This is a genomic window from Cupriavidus cauae, from assembly GCF_008632125.1.
GTDB lineage: Bacteria > Pseudomonadota > Gammaproteobacteria > Burkholderiales > Burkholderiaceae > Cupriavidus > Cupriavidus cauae.
In genome coordinates this window covers 1-24,526 of sequence record NZ_VWRN01000067.1, presented here as the reverse complement: position 1 = coordinate 24,526, position 24,526 = coordinate 1, and the positions used below count along the sequence as shown (strand labels likewise).

Genomic DNA, 24,526 nt, shown 5'->3' with positions numbered 1-24,526 from the left:
CCTCCATCGACATCCATCGCCGGCACGGTCCGCGCCAACGTGCGCGCCGTGACCCGGTACCGATCTGCGTTTTCCGCATGGACCGATCCCGCCGTACCCTGACCCTGCTTTGCCTGTCCGCGCCGCTGTGGCTCGCCGCCTGTGCCAGCGTCACGCCGTCGCGCCAGTTCGATGCCGCCGCCGGCGCCCGCGCCAGCGAATTGACCGGCCGCTTTGCCGCCAACTACGTCCGCTATGGGCGCGACGAAGGCGTGCAGGGCAGCTTCCACTGGCGCGAGCAGGGCGAGAACGTGCGGCTGGACCTGATTTCGCCGCTGGGCCAGACGCTGGCGGTGGTCACGGCGACGCCCTCGGGCGCGACGCTCGACCTGCCCAACGAACCGCCGCGCAACGCGCCCCAGGTCGATGCGCTGCTCGAGCAGAGCCTCGGCTTCGCGCTGCCGGTGGCCGGCATGCGCGACTGGCTGCGTGCCCGGCCGGCACCCGGTGCCCCGGCCAGCGCCACGCGCGACGCCCAGGGCCGGCTCGAGACGCTGTCGCAGAACGGCTGGACCGTGCGCTACGCGGCCTGGCAGGCCGCGCCGGACGGCGCCGAAACGCTGCCGCGCCGGATCGACCTGGCGCGCGACGGCGCCGGCGGACCGATGTCGGTCAAGCTGGTGATCGACGCCCCGGCTTCGCATTGATCGCCCGATGTCGGCCCCCTTGCCCCCCGCGCAACTGCGCGACTGCCCCGCCCCGGCCAAGCTGAACCTGTTCCTGCATGTGACCGGGCGTCGCCCCGACGGCTATCACACGCTGCAGACGGTGTTCCAGCTGATCGACTGGAGCGACACGCTGCATTTCGAACGCCGCGACGACGGCGCGGTACTGCGCGTGACCGACGTACCCGGCGTGCCGGCCGACAGCGACCTGGTGGTGCGCGCGGCCAGGGCGCTGCAGACCGCCACGGGAACCCGGTACGGCGTCGAGATCGCGCTGGACAAGGCGCTGCCGATGGGCGGCGGCATCGGCGGCGGCTCCTCGGACGCCGCCACCACGCTGCTGGCGCTGAACCGGCTGTGGGGCCTGGGCCTGGGGCGCGAGCAATTGATGCGGATCGGCCTGGGCCTGGGCGCCGACGTGCCCTTCTTCGTGTTCGGCCAGAACGCCTTCGCGCAGGGGATCGGCGAGGAGCTGACCGCCGTCGACCTGCCGGACAGCTGGTTCGTGGTCATCCATCCACGCCAGCATGTGCCGACCGCAGCAATTTTTTCCGACGAACGCTTGACAAGGGATACGCCCATCTCCATAATTGCGGACTTCGCTGCTTGCACAAACAAATTCGGTTTCGGTCGCAACGATCTGGAAGCGATAGCGACAGCGAAGTTCGGCGAAGTTGCCCGAGCCCTTGCCTGGCTGAAACAATTCAGTCCGGAGGCGAGGATGACCGGTTCCGGTGCCTGTGTGTTTGCACGTTATCGTGACGAGCAAACTGCGCAACAGGTGCTCGACCGGTTGCCATCCGAATGGGATGGCAGATGCGTGAGAAGTTTGTCGCGCCATCCGCTCGCAGCGTTCGCATAGCAAGTTTTCGTTCGGCGTTGTGGCAGTCGGCGCAACGAAGAACGGTCCCGGTTGTGTAGGGGAGTCGCCAAGTCGGTTAAGGCACCGGATTTTGATTCCGGCATTCGAGGGTTCGAATCCTTCCTCCCCTGCCATTACATTCCTCGCAGATCTGCAGAATCTGTCGCCGGCAGCGCCGGCGACCCTCCCCCAGCAGCAAGACAGGTGCCCCTCATGAGTAGCGACGGCTTGATGGTATTCACCGGCAACGCCAACCCCAAACTCGCGGAGGCTGTCGTGCAGCACCTCGGCATTCCGTTGGGCAAGGCGCTGGTGGGCCGATTCTCCGATGGCGAAGTCCAGGTCGAAATTCAGGAAAATGTCCGCGGCAAGCACGTGATCGTGCTGCAGTCCACCTGCCAGCCGACCAACGACAACCTGATGGAACTGATGGTGATGGTCGACGCGCTCAAGCGCGCCTCGGCACGCAGCATCACTGCCGCCATGCCCTACTTCGGCTATGCCCGCCAGGACCGCCGCCCGCGCTCGGCGCGCGTCGCGATCTCGGCCAAGGTGGTTGCCAACATGCTGGAAGTGGCCGGTGTCGAGCGCGTGCTGACGATGGACCTGCACGCCGACCAGATCCAGGGTTTCTTCGATATCCCGGTCGACAACATCTACGCCTCGCCGGTGCTGCTGGGCGATCTGCGCGAAAAGAACTACGGCGATCTGCTGGTGGTCTCGCCCGACGTGGGCGGCGTGGTGCGCGCCCGCGCACTGGCCAAGCAGCTGAACTGCGACCTGGCCATCATCGACAAGCGCCGTCCCAAGGCCAATGTGGCCGAGGTGATGAACATCATCGGTGAGGTCGACGGCCGCAACTGCGTGATCATGGACGACATGATCGACACCGGCGGCACGCTGTGTAAGGCGGCCCAGGTGCTGAAGGAACGCGGGGCACAGAAGGTGTTCGCCTACTGTACCCACCCGGTGCTGTCCGGCGGCGCGGCCGCCCGCATCGCGGACTCGGCGCTGGACGAAGTGGTCGTCTGCGACACCATTCCGCTGCGCGACGACGCCCGCCAGACCGGCAAGATCCGCCAGCTGTCGACCGCCTCGCTGCTGGCCGAGACGTTCACCCGGATCGTCAAGGGCGACTCGATCATGTCGCTGTTCGCCGATTCCTGAGCTTCCTGTTAGAATTCAAGGCTTTGTCGCGTCCGCCGGCTTGTCCGCAAGCGGCGATGCGACGCAGAGGCGCCCGGTCACCGTACCTGGCGCCGGTTCATCGGGCTGTCTGGTCGCGGGCAGCCCTCTTACTTTTTGGAGTCCACAATGAAAGTCATCGCTTTCGAGCGTAGCGTACAGGGAACGGGTGCGAGCCGCCGCCTGCGCAACGCCGGCAAGACCCCCGGCATCATCTACGGCGGCACCGCCGAACCGAAGATGATCGAGCTCGATCACAACGCGCTGTTCCACGCGCTGAAGAAGGAAGCCTTCCACTCGTCGATCCTCGACCTGGAAGTGGGCGGCACGACCGAGAAGGCCCTGCTGCGCGCCTTCCAGATGCACCCGTTCAAGCCGCTGGTGCTGCACGTCGACTTCCAGCGCGTGTCGGCCACCGAGAAGATCCACGTCAAGGTGCCGCTGCACTTCATGAACCAGGAAACCGCTCCTGGCGTGAAGCTGGGCCACGGCATCATCAACCACATCCTGAATGAACTGGAAGTGTCGTGCCTGCCGGGCGACCTGCCGGAATTCATCGAAGTGGACATGGGCGCCGTCGAACTGGGCCAGACCGTTCACCTGTCGGACCTGAAGCTGCCGAAGGGCGTGACCCCGATCACGCACGGCGACGACAACCCCGCCGTGGCGAGCATCGCCCTGCCGGCCGGCGGCGTGTCGGAAGCGGCCAGCGAAGGCGAAGGCGAGACGCCGGCTGCCTGATCGGCGCCAGCCCTCGGCTGACCCGGCGGCACTGTCGTATCGACAGGCGCCGCCACAAAGACCGCCGGTTCGTCCGGCGGTTTTTTTTCGCGTATGCTTTCCTGCTGCGCCGCGTCCCGGATGCCGTGCGTGTCCGTCACCGAACCCGTTTGCACCATGATCAAGCTCATCGTCGGCCTCGGTAATCCCGGGGCGGAATACGAAGCCACCCGGCACAATGCCGGCTTCTGGCTGATCGACCAGCTGGCCCGCATCGGCGGTGCCACGCCACGCGTGGAAGGCCGCTTCCATGGGCTGGCGGCGCGCGCGCGCCTGTGGGATCAGGATATCTGGCTGCTGAAGCCGTCGACCTTCATGAACCGCTCCGGCCTGGCCGTGGTGTCGCTCGCTCGCTTCTACAAGATCCTACCCGACGAGATCCTGGTCGCGCACGACGAGATGGATTTGCCGGCCGGCGCGGTCAAGCTCAAGCGCGGCGGTGGCTCGGGCGGGCACAACGGCCTGAAGGACATCTCCGCGCATCTGTCGACGCCGGATTACTGGCGCCTGCGCATCGGCGTGGGGCATCCGCGCAACGCCGGCGGTGCGGGCGATCGCGAGGACGTCGTCAACTTCGTGCTCAAGCCCCCGCGCCGCGAGGAGCAGCAGGCGATCGACGAGGCAATCGACCGCAGTATTGCGCCCGTGTCGCTGCTCGCCAAGGGCGAGGCCGAACGCGCGATGATGCAGTTGCATTCGGCCAAATGACGGCTTGAGTGGCCGCCCGCCGACGCCTGCGGTGAGTCAGTGCGAGTTGCCATTGTGGTTCGCAGGCGGTTCACGATACCGCCACAGGCTTGGCTTCCCGATCGGGCGCCAACCTTTTTTCGGCGGCGCACCGAGCACCATCGCCGTCCACGACGTTGTGGATCCTTATTTTCAGTTCCTCGATGACAGGGTCCCTGGCGGCGGGATCCGATGAGCAGTACCGCAGCGGCCAAAGATCCCCGGGGCTCACGCCCAACTCCTTCAACGTTTGCTTGATCAACCTGCGCGCATCCGGATGGGGATTGCGCGTCCTGTCGAGCAGGAGAATCGCCTGCTCGATGGCGTCATCAAGCGACAGCGGCTGCGTGTCCGGCTGTTCATCCAACGCCTTCTCCGGCCGCGTGCCCGTCCCCGCCGTGACGACATTGTTGCCCTTGTCGATCGCGGCCTGAATGGAACTCGCAGCGTGACGATGGCGATATCCCGCATAGAGGGTCCAGCCCGCCAATACCAGGCCACCGACGATGCCGAAGAGGATGCCACCGGTCGACACTCCACCCGCGACAAGAAAAAGCGCCAGCGAAATCCCACCGACTGCCATCGCCGCCCCGCCATAGATCATCCGCCATTTGCCCAGGCGGATCTGGTGCCTGGCGTCATCCTCGGCACGCCGTTCGTTGCGCTTGGCATGCGAGAGCAAGGACTCGGCAACCGTCGCGGCGTCGACCAGTTCGGCTTGCTGACTCTCCTTTGCTTCCTTGACGGTTCTTTTGGCGCGCCTTATCGCGTTCAGCACTTCGCTCGCTGCCGCCTGCTTCTTGAGTCCGTCGCGCCATCGCACTGCACCGGCGATGACATGAAGCGCGCCGCAGCCCAGACTGAAGGCAAAGCCGCAGATGGCAGTCGCCGTGGCATGGATCGGCACTGTCGCCAGGTGCAGTAGCTCACTTACCTTCAGGCTGTCCCAGAGCAGCGCCAGGTTGCAGCCGACCCCCGCGGCCTGCAAGACGCCGTCGCGCGTGAACATGACGAAGGAGTGCTTCAAGGTATCGGTGGCTTCCCGGCGGTCCATCTGCGCGGTTTGATAGTGCAGATAGCCGGTTGCCAACACCGCCATGGCGCCCCCGTCGGCTCGGACGCTGGTTGGACATGGCTGGACCGACGTGCTGCCGTCGGGCGGACAGGCGGCAACCGCTCCACGGCTTGCGGCCGTCACCGCCATCGCCTTCGATATTCTCGCCGCCCGCTTTTGGTGGGCGATTCGCTCAATAAAGATCGCGCGCAATTCACCGGTTGCGACAAGCTGCCGTGCGATTCGAAAACGCGCGCGCAGGTGCCTGCCGAACACGACTGTCGTGATCACGATTTCCACAATGGAGGCCGCGGTGCTTAATCCCATTGCCGCTTGCGAAATCGCATGCCTCGGACCATCGGTGCTGAATCGTGCGGTCAAGACAGACGACGAGGGATTGGCGCGGAAGAAGGCGACGATGGCCTCGGCAAAAGCGCCGGCCTTATATAGCGCAATGCCGCTCCATCCGAAGTACAAGACCGAATTCGCAAGGGCGACATGCCGGGCCTGAGGCAGCGCGTCTGTCCGTTCGACGATCCGGCTTGCACATGAAATGTGACCGCATCCCTCGCTCATCGAGCGTCCCCTCCTCTGCCTTGGCCGGTGCCTCGATCCACTACAGCCCCCTGGATCCGTCTTCGATTCTTTTCGCCGATTTTCTCCGGGGTTTTTTGAGCATCCCACGGCAAGACATCGTCATCGCTGGGCACCGCCTCCTGCGGTTTCGCACAAGGGACCAGCGCGACGCGCGTACCTGGCCGCTTGGATCTCATGCTGGCAGCGTTGTCTGCGGGCACAGTCTTTGGCATTCCGCAAACGATCCCTGTCTTGGACGATGTGGCGCTCTTCGGAGTCCGGCTCGTCCGAGGTGGAAATGCACGCCGCGAACGCATCGATCGCAGCGTCCGACGGAAACTCCTTGAACCGGCTCTGCATCAGCGATACGGCTGCAAAGCCGCTGCCGCACTGGCCCTCGTTTTCCCAACGGCATTGAATGAGGAGGGCAGTCCTGGCCAACCCAAGCACGGCGGCCGAATCCACCGGCGTCGAGGATGGAACCAGCCGCAGTATGGTTTTCCACCTCCTTTCGTCCCGCACCCGCGTAGCGTCGTGCAGCCGCTGTGCAATGGCGCCGACCAGCAGCGCCGCTTCTTTCCCGATAATAGGGTCATGCAGAAGCGGTACCGCGAAGCGAAGCAGCTTGTCGTGGAAATCGGCGTCCATGTCATCCTGATAAATCGTGCGGCGTGCAAATTCGGTCAGCACCATCACGGCCCAACCTGGGCAACGCTCCATGGCGAGATGAAACACCTCCTGTAGCACGACTTGCTTCGCGTTTCGGGTGAGCGCCCTGAACAATGGCCATACCTCGCGAAAGACGCGCTCCGGTATTCGCGGGTACATCCTGCCCAGCCTCTTGAACGTCTCCACGAATACGGTTCTTGCGCGCCAGCTCGTCCAACGGTCGCCGGTCAGTAGATTGAGCAGGAGCGCCACGTCGGTCATGCATGACGGCTGCGACCGGAAGCCCAGGCTCTTCCTGCTTGCAATCAGATCGCGAAACAGCTGGAACTCGGACCAATATGGCTTGAGCTGCCGATGCAGGAGGCGACACGTCATGGCAAGCGTCGCTCGTTCGAAGGGATCGCCGAGGCAGGCGACAATCTTGTCGGTCGCCATTTTGGGCAAGCAGGCAAGGTGCCCGTTCTCGGCTTCCGGCGTGTCTCTGGGAACGCTGGTCCGCGAAAACATTCGCGCCAGTGCGGCCATGACGCCGTGCGAACCGTCGCGCATGGCAAAGGCGGTGCCATCGAAGTGAAGACGGCCCTCGCACCGGCGGAACGGCGCGGTCTCACAGGTGCTGGTACCCGGCAATGCCGGGATCGGGTAACCCTCGGTGCGGACTTGCGGCATGGCGCTCTCCCGAGCTGTGGGGGATGCCACGCACGGTTGCACGGCGGCGAGTGCCAACGCTTAACAATGAACCGCAGACGGACAACTTTTGATAGCGATTGTTACGAAGATGTATCCAGGTGCGGGATAGACGACCCGCAGCGGCAGCCAATGACATAAAAAAACCCCGCCATCGTCGATGCGGGGTTTCTTGCTGCGGCGTTCGATGCAGGCGGCTGTAGAGCCGCGGGGTGGCGGGGCCGCCTCAGGCGGCGTGCTTGGCGGCGGTCAGCAGCCGGTAGCGCTGCATCAGCACCTCATGGGTCTCGACCCGGTTCGGGTCGCGCGGAATGCACGCGACCGGGCACACCTGCTGGCATTGCGGCTCGTCGAAGTGGCCGACGCATTCGGTGCATTTGTTGGGGTCGATCTCGTAGATTTCCGGCCCCATCGAAATGGCTTCGTTCGGGCACTCGGGCTCACAAACGTCGCAATTGATGCAATCGTCGGTGATGATCAGCGCCATGGTGGTTCCTTCTGCTATCCGGCCATCGCCGCGCGATACGCCGCCGGAGTCCGCCCGCGCCCGACTGGCCGCGTCCTGACGGTTTCCGAACCCCGTATTCTAGGCGTTTTCGGGCCGGCCCGCCGAGCTGGCCCTGGCCTTGGCCCCGACCCGCGGCGGCGGACGGCGGACGGCAGGCGGCGGCCGATCGAGGGCTCAGTCGGCCTTGCCGATCTTTTCCTTGAGCCAGCGCTCGACGGAGGGGAAAACGAACTTGCTGACGTCGCCGCCCAGCACCGCGATCTCGCGCACGAAGGTGCCGGAGATGAACTGGTATTGGTCGGACGGGGTCAGGAACATCGTTTCGACGTCCGGCAGCAGATAGCGGTTCATGCCGGCCATCTGGAACTCGTACTCGAAGTCCGACACGGCGCGCAGGCCGCGCACGATCACGCGCGCATTGTTCTTGCGCACGAAGTCCTTCAGCAGGCCGGAAAAGCCGTCGACGCGCACGTTCGGATAGTGGCCCAGCACTTCCTTGGCGATGCCGATGCGCTCCTCCAGCGAAAAGAAGGGGCGCTTGTTGGGACTATGGGCGACTCCGACCACCAGCTCATCGAAGATATTGGACGCCCTGCGCACCAGATCCTCGTGTCCCCGGGTCAATGGATCGAACGTGCCGGGATAGACCGCGACGACCATGCTTCCTCCTTGTTCTGCCCGCTGCCGTGAACCGGCAAGCCGCACCGGCACCGGCTTTGCAGCCGGCTTGCGCCGATGCCGCCAGGCGAGCGTTGGCGACAGCGGCGTAGTGTACCCCTAAATGCGCGGCTTGAAAGCCGCCGCGCGGAGCGGGCGCGAGGGCCCTGGGCGATCATCGCGCACCGGCGCGCGAAGCGCCAGCGGCCGGATTCAGTCGGCCGCGCCGCGATGGCGCAGCAGGTGGAAATGGACTGCGCCGGCACGCGCGTGGCGCACGATTTCCAGCGATGCGGGCACCGGCGCATCGGCGCCGTTCAGGGGGCTTTCCGATTCGACATAGACCAGCCCCGCCGCATGGGTCAGCCGCTCGGCATGGGCCAGCGCCGGTCCGATCCAGTCTTCTGCGAACGGCGGATCGAGAAAGACCACATCGAAGCTGGCGGCCGGCATCTGCGCCGCGATGGCGAAGGCATCACCCTGGAGGATCTGGATCTGCTCGGCGCCGAGCCGGTCCTGGTTCTCGCGCAGCTGACGCACCACGCGCGGATTGGCCTCGACCATCGCCACATGGGCGGCGCCGCGCGAGGCGGCCTCGAAGCCCAGCGCGCCCGAGCCGGCGAACAGATCCAGGCAGCGCTGGCCGCTGAGGTCCTGGCCCAGCCAGTTGAACAGCGTCTCGCGGACGCGGTCCGGCGTAGGCCGCAGGCCTTCCGCATCGAGCACCGGCAGCGGGGTGCGCTTCCAGCGGCCCCCGATGATGCGCACCTGCGCCGGGGTCTGACGGGAGGAGAACGAGGGAACGCGCCCACGGGGGGCGGTCTGGGTGCGCCCGCTGGCGGCGGGCTGCGGAGAGGGGGAACGCGGACTCATTCCGTGATTGTAGAGCCTGGCGGGCGGGCGGCTGGCGCCGGCGCGCAGGCGGCGCCGGAACGCTATGCGCGCCAGCGCACCGAGTCCAGCCCACGAAGGGGCGACGAATCGGCGCTCGCGCGATGCACCGCCGGGCTTGGCCGGCCCCAGGCTCAGCGGGCGGCCGCCGTCGGCGCGCCGCCGGCAGGCCCGCCGACGATTACAGTCGCCATCGCGTCGGGGCGCACATGGCGCTGGAAGGCCTGCCTGACGTGCTGGCGATCGACCTTGGCGATCTGCGCGGTCCAGGTATCGAGGTAGTCCAGCGGCAGGCCGTACCAGCCGATATTGGCGACATTGGTCAGCAGCTTGCGGTTGCTGTCGATCCGCAGCGGGAAGCCGTTGATCAGATTGTCCTTGGCCGCCTTCAGCTCGGCCTCGGTCGGCCCTTCCTCGACGAAGCGCTTGAGCACCTGCCGCACCAGCGCGAGCGCCTCGTCGGTCTGCGCCTTGCTGGTCTGCAGGCCGATGCCGAACGGTCCCGGCTGCTTGGACGGGGCGAAATAGCTGTCGACGCCGTAGGTCAGCCCGCGCTTCTCGCGCACCTCCTCGGTCAGCCGGGAGCTGAAGCCGCCGCCGCCGAGCACATAGTTGCCGACCAGCAGCGCGAAATAGTCGGGATCGCCGCGCGCGATGGCGGGCTGGCCCAGCACCACGGTGGCCTGCTGGGCCGGATGCGGAACGCGCTGCACGCTGGCGCCGATGTCCATCTTGACCGGCGGCATCGCCGGCGGTGCGGCGCCGTTGGGCAGCCCGCGCGTCAGCAGCTCGGCGATCTGCTCGGCCTGGCGGCGGTCGATCGCGCCGATCAGCGTGACCACCGCGCGCGAGGCCGCGTAATTGGCGCGCCAGAAGCGCTCCAGGTCGGCGCGCGTGACCGAGGCGACCGACTCCGCGGTCGCCGACATGCCGTAGGGATGGTTCGGGTAGATGGCCTTGGACAGCAGCTTGTCGGCGATCACGCCCGGACGCGTATCGCCCTCGCGGATGGCAGCGATCATCCGCTCCTTCTCGCGGGCGACCACGGCCTCGGGGAAGGTCGGCGCCTTGATCAGCTGCGCGGCCAGCGTCACCGACTGCGTCAGTTCGGGGTTCGAGGTCAGCGTCCGCAGGCCGATGCCGCCGCGGTCGCCGCCGGCCGCGCCGCCGAAGCTGGCACCGGTATCGGCGAAGGCGTCGGCGATCTGCGCCTCGTCGCGCGCCGGCTGGCCTTCCACCGCGCCGGTGCCCTTGTCGAGCAGCGCGGCCGTCAGCGTTGCGAGCCCGGCCTTGCCCGGCGGGTCATAGCGGCTGCCGGCGTCGAAATCGACATTGATGTCGAGCATCGGAATCGACGGGCTGCGCACGAAATAGACGCGGGCGCCGGTCGACGCGGTCCAGTGTTCGATCGGAATGGCGGCCTGCGCGGTGGCGGCGCCCAGGCCGGCCAGCAGGCCGGCGGCCACCGCCAGTGCCCGGCGCAGCCGTGCCGAGGGACGGGAAAACGAGAGCGAATCCATGGCGAACATCGGCGGTCCTCAGTGGCGCAGGCCGGACGGGGCCTGGGGCTTGGGCTGGTTGGGATCGATCGGCTGCGGCAGCAGCGTTGCCACGGTCAGGTTGTCCTCGCTGAAGTACTTGCCCGCCACCGTCTTGACCTGCTCCGGCGTGACCTGCTTGATCCGCTCGAGAATGCGGTCCAGCTGCTGCCACGAGATGCCGGCGATCTCCGCGACGCCGATCTCCATGCCCTGCCCGAACACCGAATCGCGCTTGTAGATCTGGCCGGCCACGACCTGCGCCTTGACGCGCCGCAGCTCTTCGTCGGACACGCCCTCGCGCGCGATCCGCTCGATCTGCTGCCGCAGGGCGCGCTCGATCTCGTCGGTGGTATGGCCGTTGGCGGGCGTGCCGTCGAGCACGAACAGCGACTCGCCGCGATTGATGCCGTCGTAGCCGACATTGACATCGTCTGCCAGCCGCTGCGTGCGAACCAGATCGCGCGTCAGCCGCGCATTGTCGTAGCCGTTGAGCACGGCGGCCAGCACCTCGAGCGCATACGGATCGATGTCCTTCTCGACGTCGCGCAGGCGCGGCACCTTGTAGGCCAGCACCAGATAGGGATTCTCCGCGGGGGCCTTGACCCAGATCCGCTTGACGCCCTTCTGCGGCGGCTCGATCTGCGGCTTGCGTACCGGCAGCGCACGCGGCTTGAGCCTGCCGTAGGTGCGCTCGGCCAGCGCGCGCACCTCGGCCGGATTGACGTCGCCCGCGACCACCAGGATCGCGTTGTTGGGCACGTACCACTCGCGATACCAGGCGCTGACATCGTCGACGCGCATATTGACCAGATCGTTCATCCAGCCGATCACCGGATGGCGATAACCCGCGCTGGTGTAGACCGTGGCCAGCAGCTGTTCGTAGACGGTGCCGCGCGGCGAGTCGTCGGTGCGCAGCCGGCGCTCTTCCATCACGACCTTCATCTCGCGTTCGAAGTCCTCGGCGCGGATCACCAGGTTCGCCATGCGGTCCGCTTCGAGCTCCATCATCCGCGGCAGATGCTGCTTGGCGATCTGCTGGAAGTACATGGTGAAGTCGCGGTTGGTCATTGCGTTCTCGCGGCCGCCGAGCGCGGCGATCTGCCGCGAGAACTCGCCCGGTCCGACCTTGGGCGTGCCCTTGAACATCATGTGTTCGAGCATGTGGGCGACGCCCGTGGTGCCGCTGACCTCGTCGATGCCGCCGACGCGATACCAGACCTGATGGGCGACCGTGGGCGCGCGGTGGTCTTCCTTGACGATCACGCGCATGCCGTTGGCGAGCTTGAATTCCGTGGTGCCGCCGTCGGGCACCGCCGCCTGTACCGCCGCGCCGGGGGCTGGCGGCGCATCGACCGCCACGCCCTGCGCATGTGCAAGCGGCATCCAGGCGGCAGCGGCGAGCAGCGCAAGCGAGGCCAGACGGGCCGGAAGGGACCGGGAATCAGGCCGCCACGATGGCGGAGAGGATGGCGAAGCGGAATGCCGGCGCCGATCGGCGCCTCTGGTGACATGCTGATGGGCGGGCATTGCGCCCTGCCACGTCGACGCCGCGGTCGACCCTGCGCGATGGTTCATGCGACCCCGTCTGCTAGAATTTTGCCGATTGATTCTACCGGGGTATGGACCCCTTTCCCAATGTTTAGTTTCTGGAAGAAGCGCAAGGCCGAGCCCACCGGCGCGCCCACCGAGGCGCCGACCGAGGCACCATCGGCCCCGGCGGCGCAGGCACCGGCCGCCGAAGCGCCGCCGGTCAGCGCCGCACCGCCGCAGCCGGAAACGGCGGCCCCGTCCGCATCGATCGGCACGACGATCGAGACCACCCCGGCGGCCGCCGAAGCCAAGCCCGCACCGTCCCGACTGTCTCCACTGTCCTGGTTCACGCGTTCCTCGCGGCCGGCGGCGGAAGCCGCTCCGCAGGCGGAGCCGCAGCGAGAGCCTGAGCCCGAGCCACAACCCGAACCACGGCCCCAACCACAGGCCGCACCACAGGCGGCACCGCAGCCGACACCACAACCGGCACGCAACCTCGCGCCCGAGCCCGTCCCCGCCACGCAGCCCCAGGCCGCGCCGCTGTCCGTGCCCGTGCCCGTCGCCACGGAGAGCGACGATGGCGACGATGACGGCGAGATGGTGCTGGTCCCGGTGCCGCCGCCGAGCGAGGAAGCCAAGCGCGGCTGGATGCAGCGGCTGCGCACCGGCCTGTCGAAGACCAGCCGCGGCATCAGCACGCTGTTCGTCGGCGTCAAGGTCGACGAGGCGCTGTTCGAGGAATTGGAGACGGCGCTCCTGATGGCCGATGCCGGCGTCGAGGCCACCGAATACCTGCTCGGCGAACTGCGCCGCCGCATCAAGAGCGAGCGCATCGACACCGCCGAGGGCGTGCGGGTCGCGCTGCGCGATCTGCTGACCGAACTGCTGCGTCCGCTCGAAAAGACCATGGAGCTCGGCCGCGAGCAGCCGATGGTGATGATGATCGCGGGCGTCAACGGCGCCGGCAAGACGACCAGCATCGGCAAGCTGTGCAAGCACTTCCAGCACTACGGCCAGTCGGTGCTGCTGGCCGCGGGCGACACGTTCCGCGCGGCGGCGCGCGAGCAGCTGACGATCTGGGGCGAGCGCAACAACGTCACCGTGGTCTCGCAGGAGAGCGGCGACCCGGCCGCGGTGATCTTCGACGCCGTCAATGCGGCCCGCGCGCGCCGCGTCGATATCGTGATGGCCGACACCGCCGGCCGCCTGCCGACGCAGCTGCATCTGATGGAAGAGCTGAAGAAGGTCAAGCGCGTGATCGGCAAGGCGATGCCCACCGCGCCGCACGAAGCGCTGCTGGTGATCGATGCCAACACCGGCCAGAACGCGCTGGCGCAGGTGAAGGCCTTCGACGATGCGCTGCAGCTGACCGGCCTGATCGTGACCAAGCTCGACGGCACCGCCAAGGGCGGCATCCTGGCCGCGATCGCGCGCCAGCGTCCGGTGCCGGTCTACTTCATCGGCGTCGGCGAAAAGGTCGAGGACCTGCAGCCGTTCAAGGCCGACGAGTTCGCGCGGGCCCTGCTCGGCGATTGATCGCGCGTCGAGCGCGACGGCAAATAAAAACGGGCGCCGCTGGGAAACAGCGGCGCCCGTTCTTCATTGACGGCCCTTCGCTTGCTGGCGTCGGCTACTCCGCGTCTGGCTGCGCCTTCGGCGCTGCCTGCTGGAACGCCGGCAGCTCCATGCAGGCGTCGAAGATCCGCACGATGGTCGGATAGGGTTCCAGACCGACCTGGAATCGCTGCGCGTTGAAGACCTGCGGCACCAGGCAGATATCGGCCAGCGTCGGCGTATCGCCGAAGCAGAAGCGGCCGGCCTTGCCCTCGCGCGTCAACGTGGCCTCGAGGCCGTCGAAGCCGATCTCGATCCAGTGGCGATACCAGGCGTCCTTGGCTTCCTCGCTGACGCCGAGCGTGTGCTTCAGGTACTTGAGCACGCGCAGGTTGTTCAGCGGGTGGATCTCGCAGGCGATCGACTGCGCCAGCGCGCGCACGTAGGCGCGGTCCAGCGCCGTGCCGGGCAGCAGCGCCGGCTCGGGATGGGTCTCGTCGAGATATTCGACGATCGCCATCGACTGCGACAGCGCGTGGTCGTCGTCGAGCAGCGTCGGCACCAGCGCATTGGCGTTCAGCGCGCGGTACTGCTCGCTCAGCTGCTGGCCGCCATCCTTGAGCAGATGCACCGGCACGTATTCGAAGGGCAGGCCCTTGAGCGCCAGCGCGATGCGCACGCGGAACGCCGCCGAACTGCGGAAATAGCTGTAGAGCTTGAGCATTGCTTCAGACCACCTTGACCGACAGTTCGCCGACGCCTTCGATCGCGCATTGCATGCGATCGCCCTTGACCACCGGGCCCACGCCCTCGGGGGTGCCGCTATAGATCAGGTCGCCCGGCTGCAGCTCGAACAGCTTCGACAGATACGACACCATCTCCGGCACCGACCAGATCAGGTCCGACAGGTCGCCGCGCTGCTTCTCCGCGCCGTTGACTGCCAACGTCACCGCGCCGCGCTCGGGATGGCCGATGGCCTGCACCGGCACGATCGGGCCGATCGGCGCCGAATGGTCGAACGCCTTGCCGGTCTCCCAGGGGCGGCCGGTCTTCTTCGATTCGTTCTGCAGGTCGCGGCGCGTCATGTCCAGGCCCACCGCATAGCCGAACACGTGCGAGGCGGCCTGCTCGACCGGGATGTCGCGGCCGCCCTTGCCGATCGCGACCACCAGCTCGACTTCATAGTGGACGTTGTTCGAGCCCGGCGGATACGGGAACGTGCCCTCGGCGCCGTCGGCCACCGGGCTGACCGCATCGCTGGGCTTGCAGAAGAAGAACGGCGGTTCGCGGTCCGGGTCCGATCCCATCTCGCGCGCGTGGGCGGCGTAGTTGCGCCCGACGCAGTAGACCCGCCGCACCGGGAAACGCGCGCTGCTGCCGCGCACCGGCACGCCGGTGGGCGCGGGGGGTTGGAATACGAACTCCTCGGTCATGCATCTCTCCACTGGATGGATTCTGGAATGGGTTTCGGAGGGCGGTCCGGTCGGCGCGGCGAGCGCGGCGCGGGACCTGCCCGCGAGGGTGCGCGGCCAAGGCCTGCGGGTCGCGTCGGGGGCGCCCTGGGCCTCGCGGCAGGGCATCAGCATACACCGGCCGCCCCATCGCGGGGCAAGGCTACGCCCCAAAACCCGGCGTGATTCTTGCATGAAGCAAGGAGCAGACATCGGCCGCCGAGCCGGCCACAGAAAGCCGGCGAACCAGCCGGCCACCGAACGTCGGCCACCGCCTGACCGAACCATGAATCGCCGCCCGTCCCCTCCCCCGCCCGTGCGTTCCGTATCGTCGGCCGCATCATCGGCTGCTCCTTCGGCCGCACCGCCGGCCTCGGCAGCGGCCGTGCCCACTACGGCCGGGCGGCCGCTGCGCATCCTGCTGGTGCGCGACCCGCTCGACGCGGATCCGCTGAACGTCGACACGATCCGCGCGGGGCTGGCGGCGGCCGGCTTCAGCGAGGTCGAGACGGTGGACGCGGACCTGGCACTGCCCGACGCCATCGCCACGCGGCAGCCGGACCTGATCATCATCGCGTCGGAGTCGGCCGCGCGCGATACGGTCGAGCACGTCTGCGTATCGACCCAGCATGCGCCGCGCCCGATCGTGCTGTTCACCGACAACGACGACGCCGAGCGCATCAAGTCCGCGCTGACGGCCGGCATCACAGCCTATATCGTCGACGGCCTGCGCGCCGAGCGCGTCAAGACCGTGCTCGACGTCGCCTACGCGCGCTTCCAGCTCGACCAGGCGCTGCGCGCCGAGCTCGATGCGACCCGGCTGAAGCTGACCGAGCGCAAGCTCGTCGAACGGGCCAAGGGCCTGCTGATGCAGGCGCGCGGCCTCAGCGAGGACGAGGCCTACAAGCGCCTGCGCACGATGGCGATGGAGCGCGGCCTCAAGCTGGTCGACGCCGCCCAGCGCGTGATCGACGTGATGGGCTAGGACGCCCGTGGCCGCTTTTCTTCAGGAGCCTGCATGCCCTCTCGCCCCAGTCCCGACAAACCCAGGCGCCCGGCCCTCGCCGCCGATGCCGTGCGCCACGGCGCCGACGCGCCGCCCGCCAGCCAGCGCCGTCGCCGCGCACCGACCACCGTTGCGGGCACAAGCATGATGACGCTGGTCGATCCCGCGGTGCGCGCCGGTGCCTGGGCGGCCGGCTCGGATGCCCCCGAGAAGCCCGAGGTCCGCATCGGCTTCATCCCGCTGACCGATTGCGCCTCGGTGGTGATGGCCGCCGCGCTCGGGCTGGACCGCAAGCACGGCATCCGGATCACGCCGACCCGCGAGGCCTCGTGGGCCGGCGTGCGCGACAAGCTGGTCAACGGCGAGCTCGATGCCGCGCACGTGCTGTACGGCCTCGTCTACGGCGTGCAGCTGGGCATCGGCGGGCCGAGGAAGGACATGGCGGTGCTGATGAACCTGAACCACAACGGACAGGCGATCTCGCTGTCGGCGAAGCTGGCCCACAAGGGCGTCAGGGACGGCGCCAGCCTGCGTGCCTACATGATGCGCGAGCCGCGCCAGTACACCTTCGCGCAGACCTTCCCCACCGGCACGCATGCGATGTGGCTGTACTACTGGCTGGCGGCCAACGGCATCGATCCGCTGCGGGAGGCACGCGCGATCACCGTGCCGCCACCGCAGATGGTGGCCACTATGCGGGTCGGCCATATGGACGGCTTCTGCGCCGGCGAGCCGTGGCACGCGCGCGCGATCGCGGATCGCATCGGCTTCACCGCCGAGACCACGCAGGGCATCTGGCGCGACCATCCGGAGAAGACGCTGGCCACCACCGCCGAGTTCGTGCAGAAGTATCCGAACACCGCGCGGGCCATGGTGGCGGCGGTGCTGGAGGCCTCGCGCTTCATCGACGCGTCGGCGTCGAACCGGCGCCGGACCGCGGAGACCATCGCCGCGCCGTCCTATGTCGACACCGACATGGACCTGATCCTCGACCGCATGCTGGGCCGCTATGCCAACGGCCTGGGGAGGACCTGGGACGACGCCCATGCGATGCAGTTCCATCGGGACGGCGAGGCGAACTATCCCTACCTGTCCGACGGCATGTGGTTCCTGACGCAGCACAAGCGCTGGGGGCTGCTGAAGGAACACCCGGACTATCTGGCGGTGGCACGCAAGGTCAACCGGATCGATGTCTACCGGCAGGCCGCCGCGGCCGCGCAGGTGCCGCTGCCCGCCAGCGACTTCCGCACGGCGAAGCTGATGGACGGCGTGGTGTGGGACGCCAGCCGGGACCCGAAGGCCTATGCCGACGGCTTCGCGATCCAGGCATGAGGGCACCCGCGCGCCGCCTGCACGCCGCCTGCAGCCGCCTGCGCGTATCGCGCTATCATCGGCCGAAAGCGCGCTGACCACGCCGCCCTCGCGGCACCGCCGCTACCGCATTGTGCGCGCATGGCCGCGCAATGCCCCTGGCGCACCGCCCTTACCGTATTGCCCTACCCCTAGCGCACCGACATGCCCGCTGACCGCCACGACACCTCGCCCGCCTTTTCCGCGGCGCCCTATATCAAGGAAATCGGCCGCGGCGTCGCCGGGGCGCGCGCCCTGCCGCGCGACGATGCCCGCCTGCTGTTCGACGCGATGCTGTCCGGACGCGTCTCGGACCTCGAGCTGGGCGCCGTGCTGATGGCGTACCGGATCAAGGGCGAGGCGCCGCACGAGCTCGCCGGCATGCTGGAGGCCGCGCACGCGCATTGCCTGCCGCTGCCGGCGCCGGAGCGCCAGGTGGTGGTCATTCCCAGCTACAACGGCGCCCGCAAGCAGCCCAATCTGGTGCCGCTGCTGGCGCTGCTGCTCGCACGGGAAGGCATCCCGGTGCTGGTGCATGGCACGCGCGAATTCAATCAGCGGGTCACCAGCATCATGCTGTTCGAGGCCTTGGGGATCCCGCCGTGCGCGACGGTGGACGAAGCCGCGCGGCGGCTCGCGCAGCCCGGTGCCGGCGGCGATGCCGATCCCGGCCCGCTGGCCGTGCTGCCGATCGACGTGCTGTCGCCGGCCCTGTCGGCGCTGCTCGACAAGCGCACCGTGATCGGGCTGCGCAATTCCTCGCACACCATCGTCAAGATGCTGCAGCCGGTCGGGGCGCATACGCCGGCCGAGGCGCTGCGGCTCTACAGCTACACCCACCCGGAATACCGCGAAACGCTGACGGACTACTTCTCGCACGAGCCGGCCAACGTGCTGCTGGCGCGCGGCACCGAGGGCGAGGTGGTGGCCGACGCCCGCCGCGGCAGCCGTATCGACTGGCTGCACGACGGCCATCAGCGCACGCTGGTCGATCCGATGTCGGGCTCGGTCGCCGACGTGCCGGCGCTGCCGCCGGGCACGGACGTGGCGCTGACGGCGGCGTGGATCCGCCAGGTGCTGTCCGGCGCCGTGCCGGTGCCGGCGCCGATCGCGACGCAGATCGAGACGATCCGCGGCTGCCTGCGGGAGAGCGCGCGGGTCAGCTGGGTCAGCCCGCTGTAGCAAGGCCTTTCCCACTCCCCCCTCTCCCCGCCCCTCTCTCGCCCGCGGGAGAAGGGCGCAAACCACGACGCCCGCCTTTCAAACCCGCCGCGGCGGCAGCGGAATCCGTTCGGTCTCGCCCGGCACGTGCGGGAATTCGTCGTTCTCCCAGCGCCGCGCCGCTTCCTCGATCGCCTCGCGGCTGCTGGCGACGAAATTCCAGAAGATATGCCGCCGGCCGTCCACCGGTTCGCCGCCGAGCAGCATCAGCCGCGACGGCTCCAGCGCGGTGACCGTGGCCTCGGCGCCCGGCGTCAGCACTGCCAGATGCTCGGCCGGCAGCGCGGTGCCGTCGATCGCGGCGGCGCCGTCGACCAGATACAGGCCGCGCTGTTCGTGCTCGGGCGGAATCGCCAGGCTGGCGCCGGCGTCCAGTTCCAGCGCCGCATAGAGCGTGCGGCTGAACACCTGCACCGGCGAGCGCGCGCCGAAGGCATCGCCGGCGATCACCGTGATGCGGGCGCCGCCATGGACCAGTTGCGGCAGCGTCGCCGCCGGATGGTGGAAGAACGACGGCGCGACGGTCTCATGCTCGCGCGGCAGCGCGACCCAGGTCTGGATGCCGTGCAGGCGCGGGCCGGCGTCCCGGGCGGCCTGGGGCGAGCGCTCCGAATGGACGATGCCGCTGCCGGCGGTCATCCAGTTGACGTCGCCAGGCCGGATCGTCTGTTCGCTGCCGACGCTGTCGCGATGGACGATTTCGCCTTCGAACAGATAGGTCACGGTGGCAAGGCCAATATGCGGATGAGGGCGCACATCCATACCGTGCCCCGGCGGCAGCTCGACCGGACCCATATGGTCGAAGAAGATGAACGGCCCCACGGTCTGGGCGGCGGCGGAGGGCAGCACACGCCGCACCGAGAAGTCGCCGATATCTCTTACATGCGGTTTCAACAAATGTTCAATGGCGGACATGGCTGACACTCCAGGGACGTGGGCGGATCGAGGCAGTGCTGGCAAGTGTAGCCCCTGCGGCTCCATGGCATGGACCCTGCAGCAGAACCGGCAGCGGAGCCGACGCTCTAACGAACTCATGTCCGCGCCCGCCGACGTTACGCAGGAGGCCTTCCGGCGAGCCTAAACCGCTATGGAATATTTTCTCCGATACTCTGGAACTATCACGGCGGACCGGACTCCAATTAGCACTCACCCGGCTGGAGTGCTAATATGCGTTGCATTGCAGTGTGGGAAGCGCCGGCGACGACGCCGTTGATGCTTCCGACACGCGGGCACGCCGCCCGCCGGATGCGAAAGGAGCCCTGAGTGAACGCAGTCCTGTCTGCCGATTCGATCACCATGAACAACACCCTGCCGATGGTGCCCCAGCGCGCCAACAGCATGGCCCTGACCCTGCCCGCCGGGCTGGGCAATCTCGACAGCTATATCCAGGCTGTCCACCGTATTCCGATGCTCACCGCCGAGGAGGAGCAGCGGCTCGCGCGCGAGCTGCGCGACCACGACTCGGTCGAGGCCGCCCGCCGGCTGGTGATGTCGCACCTGCGCCTGGTCGTATCGATCGCGCGCCAGTACCTGGGCTACGGCCTGCCGCACGCGGACCTGATCCAGGAAGGCAATATCGGCCTGATGAAGGCCGTCAAGCGCTTCGACCCGGACCAGGGCGTGCGCCTGGTGTCGTACGCGATCCACTGGATCAAGGCGGAGATCCACGAGTACGTGCTGCGCAACTGGCGCATGGTCAAGGTCGCGACGACCAAGGCCCAGCGCAAGCTGTTCTTCAACCTGCGCAGCCACAAGCAAGGCGCCCATACCTTCACGCCGGACGAGATCGACGCGGTCGCGCGCGAGCTGAACGTCAAGCCGGAAGAAGTGATGGAGATGGAAACCCGTCTGTCGGGCGGCGATCTGGCGCTGGAAGGCCAGGTCGACGACGGCGAGGAGGAGTTCGCTCCGATCGCCTACCTGGCCGACAACCACAACGAGCCGACCCGCGTGCTCGAGGCCAAGCGCCAGGACCGGATGCAGGTGGAAGGCCTGGAGCAGGCGCTGACCAAGCTGGACCCGCGCAGCCGCCGCATCATCGAGGCGCGCTGGCTGCAGGTCAACGACGACGGCTCGGGCGGCGCCACGCTGCATGAGCTGGCCGACGAGTTCGGCGTCTCGGCCGAGCGGATCCGCCAGATCGAGTCCGCCGCGATGAAGAAGATGAAGGGCGCGCTGCAGGCCTTCGCGTGATGGACGCCGAGGCAAGCAGCAAGCCGTAAGCCGCCGGGCCCCCGCATACGCGGGGACGGCGGCGTGAAGGGCCGGGTTCCGCAAGGACCCGGCCCTTTTCCTTTGCCTCCCGCACCGCCCCTCGCCATCGCCCCTCGCCATCGCCCCTCGCCATCGCCCCTCGCCACCGCCCCTCGCCACCGCCCCTCGCCCCCCCTTTCGGCCACCGCCTTCCGACGCCGCCTCTCGCCACCCCTTTCCGCCACCGCCTTCCGACGCCGCCTTCCGACGCCGCCTCGCGCCCCCACCGCCTCCTGACGGCGCCTCCTGCCACCGCTCCCGAGGCCGCCAACGCCACCTGCGCCTCCCCGCCCCTCCCCGCCCCTCCCCCACGCGCCTCCCCCTCCTCGGGGTTTGCCCGCATCCGCCCGCCATGATGTTGACAATCACCAAGGCGTGATCTACAAATCCGTACACAACTACAAACGATTTTGTAGACAATCTTGTCTACAAACAAATCCCGAGAGCGGATTCCCGATCCATTCGATCCACACCGCCCGCCCGGCGCGCCCGCGCGCCGGCCACCGCATGGCATCGCCTTGAGGAGACAAGCATGATGCACACCACCGCGCCTGCCGCCGCCGAGCTGCAGGACAGCGCGTCCGTCCACCATGGCAACGCGCTGATCAAGCCGTCGTACGACGAGCGCCTGACCAACGAAGACCTGGCGCCGCTGAAGAAGCAGACCTGGAGCACCTACAACATCTTCGCCTTCTGGATGTCGGACGTGCACAGCGTCGGCGGCTATATCACCGCCGGCAGCCTGTTCGCCTTGGGCCTGACAAGCTGGCAGGTGCTGGTCGCGCTGCTGGTCGGCATCGTCATCGTGCAGTTCTTCTGCAACCTGGTGGCCAAGCCCAGCCAGGTCACCGGCACGCCGTATCCGGTGATCTGCCGGGCCTCGTTCGGCGTGCTCGGCGCCAATATCCCGGCGGTGATCCGCGGCCTGATCGCGGTGGCGTGGTACGGCATCCAGACCTATCTGGCCTCCTCGGCCTTCCTGATCCTGGCGCTGCATTTCTTCCCGTCGCTGGCACCCTATGCCGACGTCAAGCTGCATGGCTTCGCCGGGCTGTCGACCCTGGGCTGGGCCGCGTTCATGACGCTGTGGGTGCTGCAGGCCCTGGTGTTCTGGACCGGCATGGAAACCATCCGGAAGTTCATCGACTGGGCCGGCCCCGCGGTCTATGTGGTGATGATCCTGCTGGCGATCTGGCTGGTGAACAAGGCAGGCTGGAGCAACGTCAGCTTCACGCTGAGCTTCGTCAAGTACAGCGGCTGGGAAGCGGTGCCGGTGATGCTGACCGCGATCGCGCTGGTGGTCTCGTACTTCTCCGGCCCGATGCTGAATTTCGGTGACTTCTCCCGCTACGCGAAGAACTTCGGCGCGGTCCGCAAGGGCAACTTCTGGGGGCTGCCGATCAACTTCCTCGGCTTCTCCCTGCTGACCGTGATCACCACCTCGGCCACGCTGCCGGTGTTCGGCAAGCTGATCACCGATCCGGTCGAGACCGTCAGCCATATCGACAGCACCTTCGCGATGGTGCTGGGCGCGCTGACCTTCATGACCGCCACCATTGGCATCAACATCGTCGCCAACTTCGTCTCGCCGGCGTTCGACTTCTCCAACGTCTCGCCCAGGCACATCAGCTGGCGCACCGGCGGCATGATCGCCGCGGTCGGCTCGATCTTCATCACGCCCTGGAATCTGTACAACAACCCGCAGGTCATCCACTACACGCTGGACGTGCTGGGCGCCTTCATCGGGCCGCTGTTCGGCATCCTGATCTCCGACTACTACCTGGTGCGCCGCCAGCAGGTCGACGTCGACGACTTGTACACGATGCGCCCGCAGGGCAAGTACTGGTACACCCGCGGCTACAACCCGGTGGCGATCGCCACCATGATCCCGGCCGCCATCATCCCGATCCTGTGCGTGGTGGTGCCGGCCTGGCAGGGCCTGGCCAACTACAGCTGGTTCATCGGCATGGGCATTGCGCTGGTGCTGTACCGCGTGCTGGCGCGCCGCATGATGCCGCATTTCTTCGCGGCCGCCTGACCGGCCACAACGACCCGACGCCACGACGACCTCGACGACTTCACGACCTCGACGATCCGACGACCCCGACGATCCGACCACCCGACGTTTGCCATGAAGCTGAAGATCATCAATCCCAATACCACGCAAAGCATGACCGACAAGATCGGCCAATGCGCCCGCACCGTGGCCTCGCCCGACACGCGCATCATTGCGGTCAGCCCGCGCATGGGACCCGCTTCCATCGAGAGCCACTATGACGAGGCGCTGTCGGTGCCGGGCATCCTCGAGGAGATCCGGTTGGGCGAGGCCGACGGCGTCGACGGCTACGTGATCGCCTGCTTCGGCGATCCGGGGCTGTACGCGGCACGGGAGATGGCGCGCGGGCCGGTGATCGGCATCGCCGAGGCCGCCATGCACATGGCCAGCCTGATCGGCACCAGCTTCAGCGTCGTCACCACGCTGGCACGCACCTGCAATATCGCGTGGCATCTGGCCGAGCGCTACGGCATGGAACGGTTCTGCCGCAACGTGCACGCCTGCGATCTGCCGGTGCTGGAGCTCGAGCGGCCGGGCTCCGACGCGCGCCGCATCATCACCGAGTCGTGCCGCCAGGCGCTGGCGCAGGACCGCAGCGACTGCATCGTGCTCGGCTGCGCCGGCATGACCGACCTGTGCGAGGAGATCTCCGAGGCGATCGGCGCGCCGGTCATCGACGGCGTGGTGTCGGCGGTCAAGATGGTCGAGTCGCTGGTCGCGATCCGGCTGCGCACCAGCAAGCGCGGCGACTGGGCCAGGCCCTTGCCGAAGGCCTACGCCGGCATGCTGGCACCGTTCGCGATCAATTGAGGCGCGGCCTTCATCGCTTACCGCCTTCATCGATTTCCGCATACCGCAGATCATGTCCACTCCGCTCACTGCTTCCCGCTCGCCGGCCGGTGCCGATGCCGGCCAACCCTATCCCCGCGACCTGATCGGCTACGGCGCGCGGCCGCCGCATGCCCACTGGCCCGGCGGCGCGCGCGTGGCGCTGCAGTTCGTGCTCAATTACGAGGAAGGCGGCGAGAACTGCGTGCTGCATGGCGACGCGGCTTCCGAGCAGTTCCTCTCCGAGATCGTCGGCGCGGCGGCCTACCCCGACCGCCACATGAGCATGGAGAGCATCTACGAATACGGCTCGCGCGCCGGTGTCTGGCGCATCCTGCGCGAGTTCGAGCAGCGCGGCCTGCCGCTGACCATCTTCGGGGTGTCGATGGCGCTGCAGCGCCATCCCGAGCTGACCCGCGCCTTCGTCGAGCTGGGCC

At 67.7% G+C, this 24,526-nt stretch carries 23 protein-coding genes, 1 tRNA gene and 1 pseudogene; 14 read left to right on the top strand and 11 right to left on the bottom strand.

The window, feature by feature from the left end; genetic code table 11:
* Positions 1–77 precede the first annotated feature (77 nt).
* From lolB to pth, 6 genes are all read left to right on the top strand, one after another.
* Complete coding sequence (lolB, locus tag F1599_RS23315) at positions 78–686, top strand: lipoprotein insertase outer membrane protein LolB (RefSeq protein ID WP_150084688.1); 609 nt, start codon at positions 78–80, stop codon at positions 684–686.
* A 7-nt stretch (positions 687–693) separates the two neighbouring features.
* On the top strand, positions 694–1,566 hold the full coding sequence (gene ispE, locus F1599_RS23310) for a 4-(cytidine 5'-diphospho)-2-C-methyl-D-erythritol kinase (protein WP_149320108.1): 873 nt from the start codon (positions 694–696) through the stop codon (positions 1,564–1,566).
* Between the two features lie 57 nt (positions 1,567–1,623).
* Positions 1,624–1,700 (top strand) — tRNA-Gln (locus tag F1599_RS23305).
* A 79-nt stretch (positions 1,701–1,779) separates the two neighbouring features.
* A complete protein-coding gene (locus tag F1599_RS23300) occupies positions 1,780–2,733 on the top strand; it encodes a ribose-phosphate pyrophosphokinase (protein WP_149320107.1) in 954 nt (317 codons plus the stop codon).
* Positions 2,734–2,880: 147 nt separating this feature from the next.
* The gene (locus tag F1599_RS23295) at positions 2,881–3,492 is read left to right on the top strand and encodes a 50S ribosomal protein L25/general stress protein Ctc (RefSeq protein ID WP_053821027.1); all 612 of its coding nucleotides are present in this window, start codon (positions 2,881–2,883) and stop codon (positions 3,490–3,492) included.
* A 156-nt stretch (positions 3,493–3,648) separates the two neighbouring features.
* Positions 3,649–4,239, top strand: a complete 591-nt coding sequence (gene pth, locus F1599_RS23290; protein ID WP_150084687.1) for an aminoacyl-tRNA hydrolase — start codon at positions 3,649–3,651, stop codon at positions 4,237–4,239.
* Between the two features lie 70 nt (positions 4,240–4,309).
* On the opposite strand, the gene F1599_RS23285 is transcribed toward pth, so the two are convergent.
* From F1599_RS23285 to F1599_RS26375, 8 genes are all read right to left on the bottom strand, one after another.
* Positions 4,310–5,887 (bottom strand): hypothetical protein, encoded by a 1,578-nt coding sequence (locus F1599_RS23285; RefSeq protein WP_150084686.1) that lies wholly within the window; start codon positions 5,885–5,887, stop codon positions 4,310–4,312.
* 120 nt (positions 5,888–6,007) lie between these two features.
* Positions 6,008–7,225 carry a hypothetical protein gene (locus F1599_RS23280; RefSeq protein ID WP_150084685.1) on the bottom strand — a complete coding sequence of 406 codons (1,218 nt, stop codon included), beginning with the start codon at positions 7,223–7,225 and terminating at the stop codon, positions 6,008–6,010.
* Between the two features lie 244 nt (positions 7,226–7,469).
* The gene (locus F1599_RS23275; protein WP_149320103.1) at positions 7,470–7,730 is read right to left on the bottom strand and encodes a YfhL family 4Fe-4S dicluster ferredoxin; all 261 of its coding nucleotides are present in this window, start codon (positions 7,728–7,730) and stop codon (positions 7,470–7,472) included.
* Between the two features lie 195 nt (positions 7,731–7,925).
* Positions 7,926–8,411, bottom strand: a complete 486-nt coding sequence (gene coaD, locus F1599_RS23270; protein ID WP_150084684.1) for a pantetheine-phosphate adenylyltransferase — start codon at positions 8,409–8,411, stop codon at positions 7,926–7,928.
* 210 nt (positions 8,412–8,621) lie between these two features.
* Complete coding sequence (gene rsmD / locus F1599_RS23265; protein ID WP_223819844.1) at positions 8,622–9,281, bottom strand: 16S rRNA (guanine(966)-N(2))-methyltransferase RsmD; 660 nt, start codon at positions 9,279–9,281, stop codon at positions 8,622–8,624.
* A gap of 152 nt (positions 9,282–9,433) precedes the next feature.
* On the bottom strand, positions 9,434–10,819 hold the full coding sequence (locus tag F1599_RS23260) for a M16 family metallopeptidase (protein ID WP_149320102.1): 1,386 nt from the start codon (positions 10,817–10,819) through the stop codon (positions 9,434–9,436).
* Positions 10,820–10,837: 18 nt separating this feature from the next.
* Entirely contained in the window at positions 10,838–12,223 is a 1,386-nt protein-coding gene (locus F1599_RS23255; RefSeq protein WP_150084683.1) for a M16 family metallopeptidase, read from the bottom strand.
* A gap of 188 nt (positions 12,224–12,411) precedes the next feature.
* Positions 12,412–12,720 carry a hypothetical protein gene (locus F1599_RS26375; RefSeq protein ID WP_187829325.1) on the bottom strand — a complete coding sequence of 103 codons (309 nt, stop codon included), beginning with the start codon at positions 12,718–12,720 and terminating at the stop codon, positions 12,412–12,414.
* Here F1599_RS26375 and ftsY point away from each other — a divergent pair.
* Entirely contained in the window at positions 12,638–13,906 is a 1,269-nt protein-coding gene (gene ftsY / locus F1599_RS23250) for a signal recognition particle-docking protein FtsY (RefSeq protein ID WP_223819848.1), read from the top strand. The genes F1599_RS26375 and ftsY overlap by 83 nt on opposite strands.
* 94 nt (positions 13,907–14,000) lie before the next feature.
* On the opposite strand, the gene maiA is transcribed toward ftsY, so the two are convergent.
* Both maiA and F1599_RS23240 read right to left on the bottom strand, forming a co-directional pair.
* Positions 14,001–14,648 (bottom strand): maleylacetoacetate isomerase, encoded by a 648-nt coding sequence (gene maiA / locus F1599_RS23245; RefSeq protein WP_149320100.1) that lies wholly within the window; start codon positions 14,646–14,648, stop codon positions 14,001–14,003.
* Between the two features lie 4 nt (positions 14,649–14,652).
* Entirely contained in the window at positions 14,653–15,357 is a 705-nt protein-coding gene (locus F1599_RS23240; RefSeq protein ID WP_150084682.1) for a fumarylacetoacetate hydrolase family protein, read from the bottom strand.
* A 304-nt stretch (positions 15,358–15,661) separates the two neighbouring features.
* Here F1599_RS23240 and F1599_RS23235 point away from each other — a divergent pair, with 304 nt between their 5' ends.
* From F1599_RS23235 to ybiB, 3 genes are all read left to right on the top strand, one after another.
* Entirely contained in the window at positions 15,662–16,360 is a 699-nt protein-coding gene (locus tag F1599_RS23235) for an ANTAR domain-containing response regulator (RefSeq protein WP_223819843.1), read from the top strand.
* A gap of 33 nt (positions 16,361–16,393) precedes the next feature.
* Positions 16,394–17,713 (top strand): CmpA/NrtA family ABC transporter substrate-binding protein, encoded by a 1,320-nt coding sequence (locus F1599_RS23230; protein WP_150084680.1) that lies wholly within the window; start codon positions 16,394–16,396, stop codon positions 17,711–17,713.
* 183 nt (positions 17,714–17,896) lie between these two features.
* Positions 17,897–18,913, top strand: a complete 1,017-nt coding sequence (gene ybiB, locus F1599_RS23225) for a DNA-binding protein YbiB (protein ID WP_149320096.1) — start codon at positions 17,897–17,899, stop codon at positions 18,911–18,913.
* A gap of 78 nt (positions 18,914–18,991) precedes the next feature.
* Here the strand turns inward: ybiB and F1599_RS23220 are convergent, their stop codons facing one another.
* The gene (locus tag F1599_RS23220) at positions 18,992–19,867 is read right to left on the bottom strand and encodes a pirin family protein (RefSeq protein WP_149320095.1); all 876 of its coding nucleotides are present in this window, start codon (positions 19,865–19,867) and stop codon (positions 18,992–18,994) included.
* A gap of 381 nt (positions 19,868–20,248) precedes the next feature.
* Here F1599_RS23220 and rpoH point away from each other — a divergent pair, with 381 nt between their 5' ends.
* The 4 genes and pseudogenes from rpoH to F1599_RS23200 all read left to right on the top strand — a co-directional run.
* Entirely contained in the window at positions 20,249–21,145 is an 897-nt protein-coding gene (gene rpoH, locus F1599_RS23215) for an RNA polymerase sigma factor RpoH (protein WP_023263656.1), read from the top strand.
* Between the two features lie 592 nt (positions 21,146–21,737).
* Complete coding sequence (locus tag F1599_RS23210; protein ID WP_150084679.1) at positions 21,738–23,243, top strand: NCS1 family nucleobase:cation symporter-1; 1,506 nt, start codon at positions 21,738–21,740, stop codon at positions 23,241–23,243.
* Between the two features lie 93 nt (positions 23,244–23,336).
* Positions 23,337–24,071, top strand: a complete 735-nt coding sequence (locus F1599_RS23205) for an aspartate/glutamate racemase family protein (RefSeq protein WP_150084678.1) — start codon at positions 23,337–23,339, stop codon at positions 24,069–24,071.
* Between the two features lie 52 nt (positions 24,072–24,123).
* Positions 24,124–24,526 (top strand): annotated as a pseudogene (locus tag F1599_RS23200) (hypothetical protein); the annotation flags it as partial.

Bases quoted from the DNA above. Each gene is read 5' to 3' on its own strand.
- lolB (WP_150084688.1), top strand. From the start codon at position 78: ATGGACCGATCCCGCCGTACCCTGACCCTGCTTTGCCTGTCCGCGCCG.
- ispE (WP_149320108.1), top strand. From the start codon at position 694: ATGTCGGCCCCCTTGCCCCCCGCGCAACTGCGCGACTGCCCCGCCCCG.
- F1599_RS23300 (WP_149320107.1), top strand. From the start codon at position 1,780: ATGAGTAGCGACGGCTTGATGGTATTCACCGGCAACGCCAACCCCAAA.
- F1599_RS23295 (WP_053821027.1), top strand. From the start codon at position 2,881: ATGAAAGTCATCGCTTTCGAGCGTAGCGTACAGGGAACGGGTGCGAGC.
- pth (WP_150084687.1), top strand. From the start codon at position 3,649: ATGATCAAGCTCATCGTCGGCCTCGGTAATCCCGGGGCGGAATACGAA.
- F1599_RS23285 (WP_150084686.1), bottom strand. From the start codon at position 5,887: ATGAGCGAGGGATGCGGTCACATTTCATGTGCAAGCCGGATCGTCGAA.
- F1599_RS23280 (WP_150084685.1), bottom strand. From the start codon at position 7,225: ATGCCGCAAGTCCGCACCGAGGGTTACCCGATCCCGGCATTGCCGGGT.
- F1599_RS23275 (WP_149320103.1), bottom strand. From the start codon at position 7,730: ATGGCGCTGATCATCACCGACGATTGCATCAATTGCGACGTTTGTGAG.
- coaD (WP_150084684.1), bottom strand. From the start codon at position 8,411: ATGGTCGTCGCGGTCTATCCCGGCACGTTCGATCCATTGACCCGGGGA.
- rsmD (WP_223819844.1), bottom strand. From the start codon at position 9,281: ATGAGTCCGCGTTCCCCCTCTCCGCAGCCCGCCGCCAGCGGGCGCACC.
- F1599_RS23260 (WP_149320102.1), bottom strand. From the start codon at position 10,819: ATGGATTCGCTCTCGTTTTCCCGTCCCTCGGCACGGCTGCGCCGGGCA.
- F1599_RS23255 (WP_150084683.1), bottom strand. From the start codon at position 12,223: ATGCCGCTTGCACATGCGCAGGGCGTGGCGGTCGATGCGCCGCCAGCC.
- maiA (WP_149320100.1), bottom strand. From the start codon at position 14,648: ATGCTCAAGCTCTACAGCTATTTCCGCAGTTCGGCGGCGTTCCGCGTG.
- F1599_RS23240 (WP_150084682.1), bottom strand. From the start codon at position 15,357: ATGACCGAGGAGTTCGTATTCCAACCCCCCGCGCCCACCGGCGTGCCG.
- F1599_RS23235 (WP_223819843.1), top strand. From the start codon at position 15,662: ATGAATCGCCGCCCGTCCCCTCCCCCGCCCGTGCGTTCCGTATCGTCG.
- F1599_RS23230 (WP_150084680.1), top strand. From the start codon at position 16,394: ATGCCCTCTCGCCCCAGTCCCGACAAACCCAGGCGCCCGGCCCTCGCC.
- ybiB (WP_149320096.1), top strand. From the start codon at position 17,897: ATGCCCGCTGACCGCCACGACACCTCGCCCGCCTTTTCCGCGGCGCCC.
- F1599_RS23220 (WP_149320095.1), bottom strand. From the start codon at position 19,867: ATGTCCGCCATTGAACATTTGTTGAAACCGCATGTAAGAGATATCGGC.
- rpoH (WP_023263656.1), top strand. From the start codon at position 20,249: ATGAACAACACCCTGCCGATGGTGCCCCAGCGCGCCAACAGCATGGCC.
- F1599_RS23210 (WP_150084679.1), top strand. From the start codon at position 21,738: ATGATGCACACCACCGCGCCTGCCGCCGCCGAGCTGCAGGACAGCGCG.
- F1599_RS23205 (WP_150084678.1), top strand. From the start codon at position 23,337: ATGAAGCTGAAGATCATCAATCCCAATACCACGCAAAGCATGACCGAC.